A 15,614-nucleotide genomic window follows, 5' to 3' on the forward strand; every position below is an offset into this window, starting at 1 on the left:
TGAACATCACCTCAGTAAGGAAGCCTTTGTGTTTTATGATTTTCTCTATTGTTCCATCTGTTTCGCCAGAAAACCGGCCGCTGTTTCTACCATCTTCACTTCCATGTTCCCCATTTTTACACTCTCGTCTTTCGAGATCAAAATAACGGAGCCAATTGGATCGCCCCCCGCCACAATTGGAGCAGCGACGAAAGAAGAGAACGTCTCATTCATATCCTTAATAATCTCAAACTGCCCGGAGTTGCTCTCCAGAATCGGTTTACGGCTTTCCATACAGGATTCAATAATTGACCCCACTGATTTTTCTAAGAAATCCTTTTTGGACCCACCAGCCATAGCAATTATCGTGTCTCGGTCTGAAATCATGGCAACATGATTCGTACTCTCAAACAACGACTCTGCGTACTCCTTAGCAAAATCACCGAGCTCTCCAATAGGCGAATATTTCTTCAGAATCACTTCACCATCGCGATCAACGAAAATTTCCAAAGGGTCGCCTTCGCGAATTCGCAGTGTGCGTCGTATTTCCTTGGGAATAACAACTCTCCCTAAATCATCTATCCGACGGACAATTCCAGTTGCTTTCATACCTCTAGATGCCTCACTTTCCGCTCAAGAATTAGATACGACAGGAGCATGAAATCTTGTATGCTAGATCGGGTGTTGGTGGGAACTTGAATTCTATCCATAGTATTCTTCACTTCCCAATCTTCTATGCAGTCGCTTCTGCTAAGGAATTTTTCTTTATGTAGCTTTGCATTGCACCCTGCTGTGATTATGTTGTCCAAAAATAACAAATAAAAACAGGATGTCCATATTCGGACATCCTGGTAAGTTCTTACTTTGCCGCCGGGCTTGCTGCAGGGCTCGCCGCTGGACTTGCAGCAGGGCTTGCCGCTGGAGCCGGGCTTGCTTCCGGTTTAGGCAAATTATTCGTTTCGATCAAGTTCGGGTATTCTTTCTCTGCGAACTCAGAAAGGGATTTCTCCGCAAGCTGAGATTTGATTTGTGTTTTAAGCGTGTCATCCAGCTGTTTCGTGCTTCTGGATTCCACTTTCATCACGTGGTAACCAAAAGAGGATTCAACCGGATCTGAAATTTTGTTCAAAGGAAGTGTGCTTGCCGCTTCTTTAAATTCAGGCACCCATTGGTTGATGTCTGCATCTTTGTACGTACCGCCAGCATCTTTGGAACCTGGATCATCGGAATACTGTTTCGCTAGTTCCGCGAAATCTCCGCCGCTATCCAATTTGCCTTTAACTTCTTTCGCTCGTGCCAAAGCTTCATCTTTCGTGCGCAGATCTTTCTGAGTAGCTGCATCCTTCAAGGAGATCAGAATGTGGCTAACTGTCGCGATATCAAAAGCATGTGCAGCTGCTTGCTCGTTATAAGAATCTTGAACAGCTTTGTCCGTGATTTTGCTTTCCATGCTGCCCATTGTGTAGAAGCTCATTTTCATCAAAGACTCGATATCTTTCAGTTCGATACCGTTGTCTTTCAACTGCTTGTCCATTCCGCCTTCTTGTTTACCGAAGTAATCCGTGATAGCTTTCATTTGCTCAGTGACTTGTTTGTCAGCATCCGCTTTTACTTTGTCATCCGCTTTCGCAGACAACACGCGGAAAGTCACCATTTGCTTCAACATATCTTGTTGAAAAGCCGGATCTGTCATGAATTGCGCCAATTGTGGCGAGAACATTTTGTTCACGTTGATGAAAGAATCGAATTCACCGCGCGTGATTTTGCCGCCTTCTTTGTAAGTCGCAATCACGTCAGCCGGATTACCCGTTGCTGTTGCTGCTGCAGATGGGGAAGGTGAAGCGGTTGCTGCACCCTCCTTTTTGCTTCCACAAGCACTTAATACGGAAAATGCAACAAGCAATGCCACCATGCTTAATATCCATTTTTTAGAAAAAAGTCGTTTGCTAGTATGATTTGGCAACATCCTTTAATTCCCCTTTCGTTTTCAGAACATCCTTATATTGTACCAAGAATTTTTCCACCAACTCGATGGAAGCTTCTGGCTTCATACCTTTGGAGCGAATAACAATATGCAACTGCGGGTCTGCATTGAGCTTGATCCGATTATCAAAGCCTTTGGACAAATTAAGCAGCTTCTGTCCATCCAGCCTGCCATTTTGGTCAATATGCACCTTGATTAGGTAATCATCCCCTTTTTGGCTAATCGTTTCAATTCGGTACTCCGCACCGTATGCTTTCAGGCGAGCCACTGACAGCAAGTTAAACACGGCCTGCGGCAGATCTCCGAAGCGATCCACGAGCTCATCATGCAGGTCTGCCGCTTCTTCCAGCGTGCGAATCGCGGCCACTTTTTTGTAAATCTCGATCTTTTGCATGCTGTCGTAGATGTAGTCGGATGGCAGATAGGCATCCAATTGTATGTCGATGGAAGTGTTCCATTCCGGTTCCGGGATGGTCGCTTCCCCATCTATTTCTAGTTTCAGCTTTGCAATTTCTTCGGCTAACATCTGTGAGTAGAGGTCGAATCCTACAGAAGCAATGAAGCCATGCTGTTCGGCACCCAGCAGGTTCCCTGCACCGCGAATCGACAAATCCCTCATCGCAATTTTAAAGCCTGAGCCAAGTTCTGTAAACTCTTTAATCGCTTGAAGCCGTTTCTCCGCTACTTCCGTGAGCACTTTATCCCGCTGATACGTGAAATAAGCATACGCAACGCGATTCGATCGCCCTACGCGACCGCGCAGCTGATACAGCTGAGAAAGTCCCATTTTATCCGCATCATGAACGATAAGCGTGTTCACATTCGGAATATCGACACCCGTCTCGATAATGCTCGTACTGACAAGCACGTCGTATTCTCCGTCCAAGAAGTCAAGAATCGTTTTCTCAAGTTCCTGCTCGCCCATCTGACCATGCGCAACTGTAACACGGGCATCCGGTATCATCATCGAGATTTGATCGGCAATCTGCGTAATCCCTTGAACCCGATTGTAAAGGTAATACACTTGACCTTCACGCGCCAACTCCCGCTCGATCGCTTCCCGAACCAGTGTCGGGCCATACTCGACCACGTACGTCTGAACAGGGAACCGATTTTCCGGCGGCGTTTCAATAACGGACAAATCCCGAACGCCGAGCATAGACATATGCAGCGTCCTTGGAATCGGCGTTGCGGTCAGCGTCAACACGTCGACGTTCGTCTTAAGCCGCTTCAGCTTCTCTTTGTGGGATACGCCAAACCGCTGCTCTTCATCGACAATCAGCAGGCCTAGATCCTTGAATTGCACGTCTTGTGACAGCAATCTGTGTGTTCCAATGACAACGTCAACCGTTCCTTTTTTGACACCCTTCATGACTTCCGTCTGCTCTTTCTTGGAGCGGAAACGGCTGAGCACCCTCACATTAAACGGATAGCCGGAGAAACGCTCGCGGAATGTCTCGTAGTGCTGCTGCGCCAAAATCGTTGTCGGCACCAAGACCGCAACCTGCTTACCGTCAATGGCTGCTTTAAAGGCCGCACGAACGGCAACCTCGGTCTTCCCGTAACCAACGTCGCCGCAAAGCAAGCGATCCATCGGACGCGATTTCTCCATGTCGTTCTTAATTTCTTCGATGGCACGAAGCTGATCCCGCGTTTCATCGTACGGGAACATGGCTTCGAACTCGTTTTGGTAGGAGCTGTCTTTGCTAAATCCATAACCTGTCGTAGCCTGTCGTTCCGCATAAAGCTTAATCAGCTCATCGGCAATATCCTTAACGGATGCTCTTGCCTTGCTCTTCACTCTCGCCCAATCGGCTCCGCCAAGCTTATAAACCTTCGGTTCCTTCTCTTCGGAACCTACATATTTCTGAATCAGATCAATCTGGTCAATCGGCACTGACAGCTTATCGCCGCCGGCATACATAATATGCAAATAATCTTTGTGGATACCGCCCACTTCGAGCGTACCTATACCGACGTATTTCCCGATCCCATGGTTCACATGAACAACATAATCGCCAATTTTAAGCTCTTGATAGCTTTTGATCCGCTCGGCGTTCTCCAGCTTCTTCTCGACTTTACGGGCTTTGCGCTGTTTCTGTGTGAAAATCTCGCCTTCCGTAATGACAACCAAATGAATCGAAGGCAGTTCAAACCCTGTTTGCAGATTCCCATCTACAATTTCCGGCACTTCAATCTGGTAGTCGTTCAGAACACGCCTCACCCGTTCAGCACGTTCTTCGCCGTTGGCAAGTAGAATGACGTTGGCTCCGTTTTTCTTCCAACGCTCCATCTCCGCTTTGAGCAAATTCATCTGCCCGTGGAAATTTTGCATCACGCGACTGACGAAGTTCACGATATTTTGCGGTTGAATCCCAATGACCTGACGCAGAAATAGAGAGAGATACAACGTTGGAAAAGGTCTGCGGTGCAGCAGCGTTTCGTAAGATTTGGACAGCACAAAAGCCGGCAAGCTCTTCCCCTCTGTCAGCGCATGCATCATCCACTCTGCCTCGTCGCGCTCAAGCTGCTTCGCGGTTTCCAGCAAACGAGCCGGTTCGTCGATAATCAGCACCGCATCCTTAGGCATGTAGTCTATGAGGGTCTGTCTTTCCGTATATAGAAGAGAAATATATTTATAAATGCCCGGGAACGTCTGCCCTTCACGGAGCAGTTCAATGTCATGTCCGATCCCTTCAAGCAGCTTGTCTTTGGCCGTTCGGTCGGTCATCTTCTCCAGCTGAGCCTGCAGCAGTTCATATGCATGCTGGGCAGCAGATTGTAATCGCTTTCTATCCGCTTGAATCTCACGGCATGGCGGAATCGTAATCGACGTTAATTTATCTATTGACCGCTGGTCACTCACATCAAAAGTCCGAATAGAGTCCACATCGACATCAAAAAGTTCAATTCGGATCGCATTTTCCGACGTCAATGGAAACAAATCCAGAATGCCGCCGCGAACGCTCATCTCCCCTTTGGTCTCCACCCGCTCCACGCGTTCGTAGCCCAAATTCGACAAGGTGCTGAGAAGCTCATCCAGTTGAATGGTATCCCCGACTTTAACGGTTATTCGGGATTCTTCGAACACTTGCTTAATCGGAAGCAATCTGCGCACGCCTGCGAACGGAGCAATCACAATGCCGCGGTAACCGCCCGCTAGCTTCGTGAGCACATCAATGCGCTGTGCCAGCATCTCCGGGCTGGAAGCTGCTTCTTCCGCTGTCAGAAGCTCTTGCGACGGATAGAGCAGAACATCATCGGATGATAGGCATTCTAGCAAATCCTCCGCTATTTTTTGAGCGGCAAACATATTATGAGTAACAATGAATAGCGGGCGCGTTAGCTCTCGCGCAAGAGTTGCGATCATCACTTGCTTGGAGGAACCGGTAAGTCCGGCAACGAGCTGCTCTTTCATCTCGGACCTGATGCCTGACACGATCGTTTGAAAGTCGGTATCCGCAGAAAAAGCCTGTATTAAAGCTTGCAAACAAGTACACTCCTCTCACAAAAAGAAGCCTTGGCACACTTGCCTCGGCTATTAACTCTTCATCTTCATCATTTTAATTCAGCGAAAATATCATGTTACTGCAATGGACTGGCCAGCAGCGACAGCTCTGGATTGGCTTCCAGCGCCTCGCGGCAGTAATCGCAAACAACCCTAACCGTAACATCACCATTCGTGTTATACGATATTATATCTCTACGCTCATCAGGGGTCAAGAAATGGAAGCCGAGTTGCTGCTCCGTAATTGCTTGATTAATTTCCCCAACAAAGGTATGACAATGCCTGCAAATGTACTTAATCATATATGTATGCCTCCTTCGACGATTCAATTACATCCTAGTATGACCATTCTCCGGAGAAATTAGCCGAATGTACCATTGTCATTTTCGAATAAGGACCATGCCTATGATGTTTGGAGACAAACCGTTTTACCTATTTATTAAATTTGCCCATCGTCTTCTCGAAAGGCTCGTCCAAGCTCGACAGCATCGCTTCGCAGGTTAGATCCAGCACCTGATCCAGCGATTTCATCTCTTCCTTGGAAAAGTTCGCCAAGACATAATCAGCGATATTATAGCCTGGAGCTGGACGGTTCACGCCCACGCGAATGCGGTTGAAGCTCTGAGTCCCGGCATGCTGAATAATGGACTTAATCCCATTGTGGCCGCCTGCACTTCCTTGATAGCGGAGCCTGATTTGCCCGAAAGGCGTGTCCATATCATCATAAATGATGACGACATCCTCCACCTTCAGTTTATAAAAGTCCAAGATTGCTCTCATCGACTCACCTGACAGATTCATATACGTCATCGGCTTCAATAGAAATACTTTCGTGCCGTTCACGTTTCCCTCTCCCAGATGTCCCTTCCCCTTACTTTGAAAAGAGTTTATCCCCCATTTGGCGGCAAAACGGTCTATCGCCATGAACCCGACATTATGCCGATTCATCTCATATTGCTTTCCCGGGTTACCCAGTCCGATAAAACATTTCATTTTTTTCCAGATCCTCCTAGCCTTTTACTAAAAAATCCTTGGCGTAACCTGCATCTTAAGGTTATTGTTTACCTATATGTTACTAAAGTGAACATCAAATTCATAATTGCGGGTGAAACAGCGAATATGTATCTAAACGGTCAACAACTTACAAGCGATCATCATTTTCAAGATCATATAGATGCCGGTATTCCCGTCCAAGTATACTACCAAAATCTGCATAAGGATATAGGCTATATCGAATTTTACAGCCCGCATTTTATTAAAATTAATAATACGTTTTATAACAGAAATACGCACTTCATCGTTTCCCGACCCGGGTATTAACGGAAGAAAGAGGAAAAACAAAGGATACCCTTTGCGCAGCGGCGAGGGTACCCTTCTTTAAGCTTATACGGTCTGCTCTTCTTTCGCTTCCTCACTAACCTCACTTGGCTTATCCTCTTTGCCCTGAGCAGCAACATCCTCAGGAGCCTCTTTCTGAGGCGCCAGGATGGTCAGTACAAGCTCGCTCGGATCCGATTTCACTTCAATCGTGCCCGGCACGTTGAGCTCACTAACCAGCATATTTTCTCCGATTCCTACATTCGAAATATCCACAGTAATCGATGCCGGGATCTCACTCGGTAAGCAGCGGATTTCCAGCTCATGCAATTGAATTTGCAAGATACCGCCCTCCTTCGCCCCAACAGCATCCCCGATGAACTCCAAGGTGACCACTGTTTTGACTGGCTCGTCCATGTTGATTTGATGGAAGTCAACATGGAGCAGCTCCCGGTTCAACGGGTTGCGCTGGATTTCATTGATCATGACCGGCTGCTTGCCGCCGTCCGGCAGCTCCAGCTCAATGACAGCGTGCGGGCTTTTGCGAAGCAGCGCCACTAATTCCTTCTGGTCGACGGTTATCACCGTTGCAGCCACCTTTTTGCCATACACGACCGCAGGCACTTTGCCTTTTACACGCAGTTGTTTGATATCGAATTTCGTTGTGTCCTTGCGGGCTTCCGCTTTCAGTGACAATGCCATAAGAAAAAGAACCTCCTAAGAATTTTGCTCAGCACACTTACTTTCGTAAACGACGCCAAGTGGGTAACAGCTAGTTCATAGCGTACCCATCCTTCAGAGATTCCATCCAAATTCCCCCTCGCTAGGGAGATTTAACGTTTTCCTATTCTTTTTTAGCTTTGTTTTCTTTCTTCGCTTTCATCCGGCCTTTGATTTTGTCCGCGTAACCGGGTTTGTTCGTTTGTCTTTCTCTTGCGATAGCCAGATCCCCATCGCTCACAGCGTGGGTAATGGTCGATCCTGCGACAACGTATGCACCATTGCCGATTTTCACAGGAGCAATCAAGTTCACATTACTGCCTACGAACGCATCGTCTCCGATTTCCGTTAAACTCTTATTAAATCCATCGTAATTAACCGTAATCGCGCCACAGCCAATGTTAACATTTGTGCCAACAATCGCATCTCCAACGTAACTTAAGTGAGACACTTTCGTGCCCTCGCCAAGCTTCGCATTCTTGATTTCGACGAAATCGCCGATCTTCACTTGCTTCCCGATGTCCGCTCCAGGTCTCAAATACGCGAAAGGCCCTACGCTAGCCTCATTATCCACAAAAGCCTCTTGGAGAACGGATTGCTTAATCGTAACGTCATCTTTCACAACAGAATCAATAATCTCGGTTTGAGGTCCGATCGTGCACTGCTCGCCAATGATCGTTTTCCCGCGCAAAATAGTACCTGGCAGCAGAACGGTGTCCGCTCCAATCACAACATCCTTCTCAATATATGTGTTGGCAGGATCAATAATCGTAACTCCGTTCAGCATATGCTCACGGTTAATGCGCGCTTTGAACAAGCGTTCCGCTTCGGCAAGCGCCACACGGTCATTCACGCCGATAGATTCTGCAGCATCCGCCATGCAGTACCCTTGCACAGTTTCCCCTGCACTCGTCATGATACCGATGACATCCGTCAAGTAATACTCATTCTGAGCATTGTTGTTTGTGACAGAGCCCAGCGCCTTGAAGAGCTTCCGGTTATCGAAAATATATGTCCCTGTATTAATCTCCTGAACAGCCGCTTCCTCGCTGCTGCAGTCCTTCTGTTCAACTATTCGCGCAACTCTGCCATCTTCACCGCGAATCACACGGCCATAGCCTTGCGGCTCATCGAGCTTCGCTGTCAGGATCGTAGCTGCCGCGCCCGAACGCTGATGAAGTTCTATCGTATTCTTAAGCGTTACGTCTGAGATTAGCGGCGTATCTCCGCAGATGACCACCGTCATCCCGTCTTCATCGCCTAACAAATCTTTCGCTTGCAGGACCGCATGACCGGTTCCACATTGCTTCTCCTGGAGTGCATACTCAACCTGATCTCCAAGATAATTCCGGACGGCTTCTGCTCCAAATCCTACGATGACCATCGTTCTTGTTACATCTATTTGCCGAAGAGTATCTACAACATGCCCTACCATCGGTTTGCCTACAACCGGATGAAGCACCTTATACAGCTTCGATTTCATTCGTTTACCTTGTCCTGCCGCCAACACAATCGCCATGAGTTTCAAAGACTATCCAACCCCTTTATTATAAATAGCTGTATGATTTATGCCTAAATGAAGTAGTTAACAGTTCTTTACCAAATATAGCATCAAAGTCCCCAAAAAGAAAAGAGAGCCCTTACGGGCCCTCTCAATTATTAGACATTATGCGCCTTCTTCAATAACCTCTTCTTCTACCGCTGCACGGTCATATTCAGCCAATACCGCAGCTTGAATTTTCTCACGAGTCGTAGAAGAAATTGGATGAGCGATATCTCGAAACTCCCCATCCGGCGTTCGTTTGCTTGGCATCGCTACGAACATACCGTTGTTCCCATCAATAACACGAATGTCGTGTACTACGAATTCATTATCGATAGTTATGGAAGCGATTGCCTTCATCCTCCCCTCGGAGTTGACCCGGCGGAGCCTTACATCTGTAATTTGCACTTGTGTTCACCACCTTTTTCCATCTCTGAGACTTGGGTGTAATATTCCACATCGTTGTGCAAATTCCTTCTTATTTTTTTGAAATTTTCGATAATTTTATACAATCTTAATGTTACTGTTAAATTTCGACAGGAATCACAGCAATTAACTCTATTTCGACAAAAACATCACGTGGTAATCTAGCCACTTCGACAGTCGATCTAGCCGGTTTGTGATCTCCAAAGTAGGTGCCATAGATCTCATTCAGCTCAGCAAATTGATTCATGTCCTTGAGGAAAACGGTCGCTTTCACAACTTGATCGAAAGAAGTACCCGCTGCTTCCAACACGCCTTTCAAATTTGCAAACACTTGATGAGCTTGCTCCTTAATGCCGCCCTGTACGATTTGCCCATCTAAGCCAAGCGGGATTTGTCCTGAAGTAAACAGCAAATTACCGAGCTTCACGGCTTGTGAATAAGGTCCGATAGCAGCAGGTGCTGCCGTTGTTGAGATGAATTCCATCGTTTTACGCGTCTCCTTTTTTACTATCAAAATAATTACCTGGCTCTACCGTGATTTGTTTGGTCTTGGAATCAACGCCAAACAATCGGGATAGGGAAACGTATTGATCCACTAAACGTTCTTCCACTTCCACAGACTCCATGAAGACGCCAACCCCTTGGACTGAGGCTTTGAATTCCGCCAGCAGATCCATCATGCCGTGAATCGTTCCGCCGACATGCATGAAATCATCGATGATAAGCACCTTGGATTCTTCTTTCAAGGCGCGTCTTGCAAGCGACATGGTCTGAATACGTTTGTTGGAGCCGGAAACATAGTTAATGCTTACGGCTGAGCCTTCTGTTACCCGACTATCCCTACGAACAACAACAACGGGTAGATTCATATAAGTAGCCGTCGCGTACGCGAGCGGAATGCCTTTCGTTTCTACGGTCATAATCACATCGATATCACGCCCTGCGAACGCAGATGCGAACGTTTTGCCAATTTCATTCAAATACTGGGGCTGCCCCATGATATCGGACATATATAAGTAACCGCCTGGCAGGATCCGTTCAGGCTGCTGCAGCTGCAAACAGAGCTGCTCAATGAACTTCAACGAGGTTTCCTTCGGCACTTTCGGTGAGAACTTCACGCCGCCGGCTGCACCCGCAAGCGTTTGCAGTTCCCCGAGTCCTTCTTCTTCAAAAACCTCTTTAATAATCGCCAAATCCTCACTGATCGAGGATTTCGCTGAGTTGTAACGCTCGGCAAAAGTCGTTAAAGGAATTAACGAATGGGGGCGAAATAACAAGTATTGCGTCATTTCTACCAGCCTAGCGCTCCTTTTCAACTTTTTCATCGCACTACCCCCCAAAATCCGAATAATATAAAGAAAATATACCACTTTTATACGTATTTATTCAAGCTTCACATGAAAATTAACTTAACATATACATAACATAATACTAACACAGTAAAAATTACTCTCAGCAAGGTGAATATTTCCACAAAAAAGCACCGCCAAGGCATGAGCCTGACGGCTTTATCGTTCTAGTAGATTAAGTGCTGCCCCTTTATCCACTCCGTTAAAAAAGAGCCCCTTCGGGCCCCTCGCACACAACTCCACATGCTAGGTCAACATCCGCACCGCATAAACATCCTTACAGAATCCTCGGAGCCCATTATAAATACGGGGAACTTTCGCTTCCTTGGAGACAAGGCCGAACACCGTCGGCCCGCTTCCGGACATTAACACGCCGTCTGCGCCGAGACGCTGCATGCAATCTTTCAATTGTCTAACTTCCGGGTACAGGTCGAGCGTTACTTCCTCCAGCACATTGCCGAGGTTGCCGCAGAGCTGGTCAAACTGCTTCTCACGAATCGCCTTCATGACATTCTCCGTTGAAGGGTGATTCTTGATCTCACGAGCGTTCAGCTTGCCGTAGATCTCCGACGTGGACACATTGATGGGAGGCTTGGCCAATACAACCCAACATTGCGGCGGCGAGACGATTGGCTCCAGCTTTTCTCCGCGCCCTCTGGCGACAGCCGTCCCTCCCGTTACACAAAAGGGCACATCCGATCCAAGCTCAGCGCCAAGCACCTGCAGCTCCTCCATAGGGATGTTTAAATTCCAAAGCCGATTCAAACCCCTAAGCGTTGCCGCCGCGTCACTGCTGCCCCCTGCAAGTCCTGCAGCCACGGGAATCTTTTTATCCAAATGAATGTAAACGCCTTGCTTGACGTCATAGCGATCTTTGATAAGCCGCGCAGCCTGAAAGGCCAAGTTCTTCTCATCCAACGGAATATAGCCCGCTTGACTGGAAATAATGATCGTATCCCGCGAAAGCTCCTGCATTTCAATCCGATCAGCCAGGTCGACCATCGTCATGACCATCTCTACTTCATGATAACCATCTGGTCTTTTATGTAAAACATCTAAGGATAAATTAATTTTAGCCGGTGCTTTTTCAAAAATCTTCATCAGGATCACCTTCTTTTGCTCGTTTGCCGTTAAAATATTATAACAAAAGCGCAAAAAAAAAGCTAAAGCATTCGCTTTAGCTGTAGTAGGGTCGCCGTTCGCCTTGCCCCGCTTGTTGGGTGGCCGATGCCATAGGATTCCAGCCCGCTTGTGACTGACCGCTAGGTGAAGACGAGGTGTACGTGTTTTGAGAGCTATAGGAAGGTGTAAAAGCCTGCGTTTGCTGTCCATAGTGCTGTTGAGACTGTACAACCCGCTGATTGTACATTGGCGCCTGTGAGAAGCTTGGCTGCGTAGAGCCATTCTGCCCGTATGAAGTTTGCGTAACCGGCGGCGCTGAGGCTACATACTGCTTCGCCAACTGTTCTTCTGCAATCTGAATAGCTCGCTTCACCATATTCCCGGCATCCTTGGTACGAATTCCTTCCCAACCCTCGCGCTGAACGACATCATAGAACCCCAGATCTTTCGCCAACTCATTTTTAAAACTTTCGGACATAACACCTCTTCTGCGACTCATCAAAAAACCTCCTTTTCCTGAGCTTAGTCTGAGCTTTGAGCGATCAAAGCTGGCAGCGTAAGCGTAAAGTAAGGTTAGTATGCCCAGACGCACCAAGACCATTCAAATGCAAAAACAGACCCTAGGGTCTGCTCATTATAGAAACTTATTAAGCTTAATGTTGGATATAGGTGATACGAACCTGACCATCATCATTACAAACCGTAACTTCAACAGATTCGGTAAGAATGTCGGCGTAGCTGTATGACACTCGTTTAAAGGCGTGTGATTCTTGGTCAAGCTTCACGATAAACACAGAAGGGTAGGTTTCTTCTAAAACACCGGAACGTTCGACTGTCTTTCGACGGCCACCATTCGCTCTCAACATGATCTTCTGCCCGACGTGGGGCTCCAAACTGCGTTTGATTTCCAACAGCGCATTTTTTGCCATTGTCAACTACCACCTCTTTCCTTGTTAATTATAACCCATCCTGACAAGCATGTCAAACAGGGTCAAATATTATATCAGCACCATAATCCAGTTGTCAACGGGATTTTCGCCTAATTTCTGAATTCCCCATTGTACAGGTTGTCTCCAAAGTTCGCAAATTATTCACACTTTTCCAATAAAAAAAGAACACTCCCCTGCTACCCTCTCCGAAGAGAGAAGTATCAGGCAAGTGTCCTTAAAAGAAAATCATGTGCTGAGCAAAGATTTACGCATGCTCATCTGTATGTTGAATGCCGGGAACACCCATTCGGTAGCTCCCTCGTGTCTCTACACCACCTAGGCCATCAAGCCCCGTCACCGTCAAATCCATAATATCCAACATCGAAATCGTGTCCTTCACGGATGTATAGGATAGCTTTGCGGCGATACACAGCGGATCTAACGCGTGGATGAGTATACGAGCCGGCGAGCTGGCGAAATTGGCTCCAGCTCGAAGCAAAGCCTCAAAGTGTGACTGGCAAGCTCCAGCCACGACAATCATCGCGTCGCGATTGCGCTCATACTGCCGCGCTATTTGAACCGCGTTCACGAAGTTCTGCGAGTTCTTATAGCTGGACAAGCCGCCTGGCCCAGCTGCTTTGCGATGCTTAAGTATTCCGTCATGCCCTGTGATGACGACAATATCCGGCTTAATTTGCGGAAGCAGCCGGTGAAGCGCGTCGGCCATCTGGGGCTCGGGAATATAGAAGCCCTCAGCGGGCACACGAAGTTCACCATAGAGCTGCATGCTCTTGCGTAGATAAGTCGGATCACCGTCTAAGTGCAGCACTTTACCCGGGACTTCAAAATATCCCGCGTTCACTTTCTGCGTATGGGCAACCGAGAGTTGGTTTTTCTCCTGGAGCTGCACTTGGGCAACCGCCAGCCTTCGCAATGACTCGCGAAATTCAGGCGAACTCGACCTGGGATGGTCTATCGACTCTGTCGGGTTCTTCAACGTTAAGTCCACTAAAGGCGCGTCCGCAAGCAATCGGTAATCGACGCCGCGTAGGACTGCCTTCAGTTGATCGATACGTTCAATCTTAAACATGACGTCGCCGCCATAGGATTTACGGGTTACAAAATCACCTTGCCTCATCGCACAAATCCCCTCCATGGGTTATCCTATGGCGGGGCTGGGCATTTGGTGCGGGTTATTTACAGCCGTGCGCGCGAAGTGCAGTCGATAAGCGCGCGAATTCGTCCATGCTGAGTGTTTCGCCGCGGCGCGAAGGCTCGATGTTGATGTTATGGAGCAGAGTTTCCAGCTCCGATTTGTTTTCTTTCGTAAAGAACCTCGCAGCGAGGTTGTTGTACAAGGTTTTGCGCCGTTGGACGAAAGACGCCTGGACGACAGCGAAGAAGAAGTCCACGTCCGCCACCTCGACCGGCGGAGTTTTGCGCACACGCAGCCGGATGACGGCAGAGTCAACGTTCGGCTGCGGCACAAAGACGGTGCGCGGCACGATCGTGACAAGCTCCGGCTCGCAGTGGAACTGTACGGCAATGCTGAGGCTGCCGTAATCTTTGGTGCCCGGACGAGCCGCCATGCGGTCGGCCACCTCTTTTTGAATCATCACGACGATGTTCTCCAAAGGAAGCTTCTCTTCGAGAAGCTTCATAATGATCGGCGTCGTGATGTAGTAGGGCAGATTGGCGACGACACTGACGCCATCCAGCCCGTCGAAATGCTGCCGGAACAATTCCGGCAGGTCCGTCTTCAAAATATCGCCATGCACGACACTCGCATGGGGATAAGGCTCGAGCGTCTCGCCTAGGATAGGCAGGAGACGCTGATCGATCTCCACGGCCAGGACGCGCCCTGCGAGCTTGGCCAGCTGCTGGGTAAGCGCCCCGATGCCAGGGCCGACTTCCAGCGCGCCTTTGTTAGGCCCAAGCTCGGCAGCCGAAACGATCTTGCCCAAGATGTTCTGGTCGATCAGGAAGTTCTGGCCCAGACTCTTTTTGAGCACAAGATTGTGCTTTTTTATAATTTGTTTCGTCTTACTGGGTGTTGCGACATCTTCCACTGTTACAATCACTTCACTGCCGGGTATAGTCATAATGTAGCCCTCATTTATCTATAGGTTCTGAATTCTGAAATCCACTGTCATCCCTTACTTCACTTTCACTATATCTTTGGTTCCAGATGTTCCAAGGCTGCCTCAAATTCCTCACGCGAGATCTGGAACATCGCACATCGCTTATAAAATTGTTTGCCATTGCAGTAGCCGATGCCAAGGGCATTGCCAACGACGAGCCTTCGGGATGCCGCTTCCGGATGAACGATCAAGCCTGCGGCTATGAGATCCTCCATGGTAAGCTGCGAGACAGCCCCGTCGTACTCTGTCCGCAGGTTCTGGAGCGCCTCACGGACAATCTCCGGCGCTGCGTTCTCGACGCCGATGTCGCCCTTATACTCGGCCTGCGCCTGCGTGATGAAGGCATGCTTGCAGCCCGGCACCTTGGCTGCCACAATCTTCCGTATCCGCTCACCTGCGTGATCCGGATCCGTAAATATAATGACGCCTCTGCGCTGCTGCGCGAGGGCTATTCGCTTCAATACGGCTTGCCCGATGGCTGAGCCGCCTGTCTCTATTGTATCCGCCTCGACGGCTCGGCGAATAGCGGCCGTATCGTCTTTCCCTTCAACGACGATGACTTCTTTAATCATAATCGGTTCCCTTCCCAGTACGCA

General features: G+C 48.2%; 15 protein-coding genes and 1 pseudogene. All 16 read right to left on the minus strand.

Features of this window, described 5'->3' with window-relative positions; genetic code table 11:
• Positions 1-45: 45 nt before the first annotated feature.
• The gene (spoVT, locus tag AC3WTJ_RS36020) at positions 46-588 is read right to left on the minus strand and encodes a stage V sporulation protein T (protein WP_127457141.1); all 543 of its coding nucleotides are present in this window, start codon (positions 586-588) and stop codon (positions 46-48) included.
• Positions 589-838: 250 nt separating this feature from the next.
• Positions 839-1,945 carry a peptidylprolyl isomerase gene (locus AC3WTJ_RS36025; protein WP_492526419.1) on the minus strand — a complete coding sequence of 369 codons (1,107 nt, stop codon included), beginning with the start codon at positions 1,943-1,945 and terminating at the stop codon, positions 839-841.
• Positions 1,926-5,453 (minus strand): transcription-repair coupling factor, encoded by a 3,528-nt coding sequence (gene mfd / locus AC3WTJ_RS36030; RefSeq protein ID WP_492526421.1) that lies wholly within the window; start codon positions 5,451-5,453, stop codon positions 1,926-1,928. Before mfd ends, AC3WTJ_RS36025 begins: the two co-directional genes overlap by 20 nt.
• Positions 5,454-5,548: 95 nt before the next feature.
• Positions 5,549-5,773, minus strand: a complete 225-nt coding sequence (locus AC3WTJ_RS36035; protein WP_145669352.1) for an anti-sigma-F factor Fin family protein — start codon at positions 5,771-5,773, stop codon at positions 5,549-5,551.
• Between the two features lie 130 nt (positions 5,774-5,903).
• Positions 5,904-6,464, minus strand: coding sequence for an aminoacyl-tRNA hydrolase (pth, locus tag AC3WTJ_RS36040; protein ID WP_127457137.1), 561 nt, complete (start codon positions 6,462-6,464; stop codon positions 5,904-5,906).
• A gap of 390 nt (positions 6,465-6,854) precedes the next feature.
• The gene (locus AC3WTJ_RS36045) at positions 6,855-7,490 is read right to left on the minus strand and encodes a 50S ribosomal protein L25 (RefSeq protein WP_407870184.1); all 636 of its coding nucleotides are present in this window, start codon (positions 7,488-7,490) and stop codon (positions 6,855-6,857) included.
• A gap of 142 nt (positions 7,491-7,632) precedes the next feature.
• Positions 7,633-9,036 carry a bifunctional UDP-N-acetylglucosamine diphosphorylase/glucosamine-1-phosphate N-acetyltransferase GlmU gene (gene glmU, locus AC3WTJ_RS36050; protein ID WP_492526425.1) on the minus strand — a complete coding sequence of 468 codons (1,404 nt, stop codon included), beginning with the start codon at positions 9,034-9,036 and terminating at the stop codon, positions 7,633-7,635.
• 138 nt (positions 9,037-9,174) lie between these two features.
• Entirely contained in the window at positions 9,175-9,459 is a 285-nt protein-coding gene (gene spoVG, locus AC3WTJ_RS36055) for a septation regulator SpoVG (RefSeq protein ID WP_028557369.1), read from the minus strand.
• Positions 9,460-9,577: 118 nt separating this feature from the next.
• On the minus strand, positions 9,578-9,961 hold the full coding sequence (locus AC3WTJ_RS36060; protein ID WP_127457133.1) for a RidA family protein: 384 nt from the start codon (positions 9,959-9,961) through the stop codon (positions 9,578-9,580).
• A gap of 4 nt (positions 9,962-9,965) precedes the next feature.
• Positions 9,966-10,802, minus strand: coding sequence for a pur operon repressor (gene purR / locus AC3WTJ_RS36065; protein WP_492526428.1), 837 nt, complete (start codon positions 10,800-10,802; stop codon positions 9,966-9,968).
• 270 nt (positions 10,803-11,072) lie between these two features.
• Positions 11,073-11,927: a 4-(cytidine 5'-diphospho)-2-C-methyl-D-erythritol kinase gene (gene ispE, locus AC3WTJ_RS36070; protein WP_127457131.1), complete on the minus strand. Its 855-nt coding sequence runs from the start codon at positions 11,925-11,927 to the stop codon at positions 11,073-11,075.
• 349 nt (positions 11,928-12,276) lie between these two features.
• Positions 12,277-12,447: pseudogene (locus tag AC3WTJ_RS36075) on the minus strand (small, acid-soluble spore protein, alpha/beta type); the annotation flags it as partial.
• Positions 12,448-12,601: 154 nt separating this feature from the next.
• Positions 12,602-12,877 (minus strand): biofilm formation stimulator Veg, encoded by a 276-nt coding sequence (gene veg, locus AC3WTJ_RS36080; protein ID WP_028557365.1) that lies wholly within the window; start codon positions 12,875-12,877, stop codon positions 12,602-12,604.
• Positions 12,878-13,142: 265 nt separating this feature from the next.
• Positions 13,143-14,015 carry a sporulation peptidase YabG gene (yabG, locus tag AC3WTJ_RS36085; RefSeq protein ID WP_492526431.1) on the minus strand — a complete coding sequence of 291 codons (873 nt, stop codon included), beginning with the start codon at positions 14,013-14,015 and terminating at the stop codon, positions 13,143-13,145.
• A gap of 55 nt (positions 14,016-14,070) precedes the next feature.
• Entirely contained in the window at positions 14,071-14,979 is a 909-nt protein-coding gene (gene rsmA, locus AC3WTJ_RS36090) for a 16S rRNA (adenine(1518)-N(6)/adenine(1519)-N(6))-dimethyltransferase RsmA (protein WP_492526433.1), read from the minus strand.
• 68 nt (positions 14,980-15,047) lie between these two features.
• Complete coding sequence (rnmV, locus tag AC3WTJ_RS36095) at positions 15,048-15,590, minus strand: ribonuclease M5 (protein ID WP_157324505.1); 543 nt, start codon at positions 15,588-15,590, stop codon at positions 15,048-15,050.
• Positions 15,591-15,614 lie beyond the last annotated feature (24 nt).

This window comes from Paenibacillus sp. FW101-FHT12H11 (genome assembly GCF_058790355.1).

What these genes read in the sequence shown, in the direction of transcription:
- yabG (WP_492526431.1), bottom strand. Translation starts at nt 14,015, where the DNA reads ATGAGGCAAGGTGATTTTGTAACCCGTAAATCCTATGGCGGCGACGTC.
- rsmA (WP_492526433.1), bottom strand. Translation starts at nt 14,979, where the DNA reads ATGACTATACCCGGCAGTGAAGTGATTGTAACAGTGGAAGATGTCGCA.
- rnmV (WP_157324505.1), bottom strand. Translation starts at nt 15,590, where the DNA reads ATGATTAAAGAAGTCATCGTCGTTGAAGGGAAAGACGATACGGCCGCT.
- purR (WP_492526428.1), bottom strand. Translation starts at nt 10,802, where the DNA reads ATGAAAAAGTTGAAAAGGAGCGCTAGGCTGGTAGAAATGACGCAATAC.
- AC3WTJ_RS36035 (WP_145669352.1), bottom strand. Translation starts at nt 5,773, where the DNA reads ATGATTAAGTACATTTGCAGGCATTGTCATACCTTTGTTGGGGAAATT.
- spoVT (WP_127457141.1), bottom strand. Translation starts at nt 588, where the DNA reads ATGAAAGCAACTGGAATTGTCCGTCGGATAGATGATTTAGGGAGAGTT.
- AC3WTJ_RS36025 (WP_492526419.1), bottom strand. Translation starts at nt 1,945, where the DNA reads ATGTTGCCAAATCATACTAGCAAACGACTTTTTTCTAAAAAATGGATA.
- AC3WTJ_RS36060 (WP_127457133.1), bottom strand. Translation starts at nt 9,961, where the DNA reads ATGGAATTCATCTCAACAACGGCAGCACCTGCTGCTATCGGACCTTAT.
- pth (WP_127457137.1), bottom strand. Translation starts at nt 6,464, where the DNA reads ATGAAATGTTTTATCGGACTGGGTAACCCGGGAAAGCAATATGAGATG.
- ispE (WP_127457131.1), bottom strand. Translation starts at nt 11,927, where the DNA reads ATGAAGATTTTTGAAAAAGCACCGGCTAAAATTAATTTATCCTTAGAT.
- veg (WP_028557365.1), bottom strand. Translation starts at nt 12,877, where the DNA reads ATGGCAAAAAATGCGCTGTTGGAAATCAAACGCAGTTTGGAGCCCCAC.
- AC3WTJ_RS36045 (WP_407870184.1), bottom strand. Translation starts at nt 7,490, where the DNA reads ATGGCATTGTCACTGAAAGCGGAAGCCCGCAAGGACACAACGAAATTC.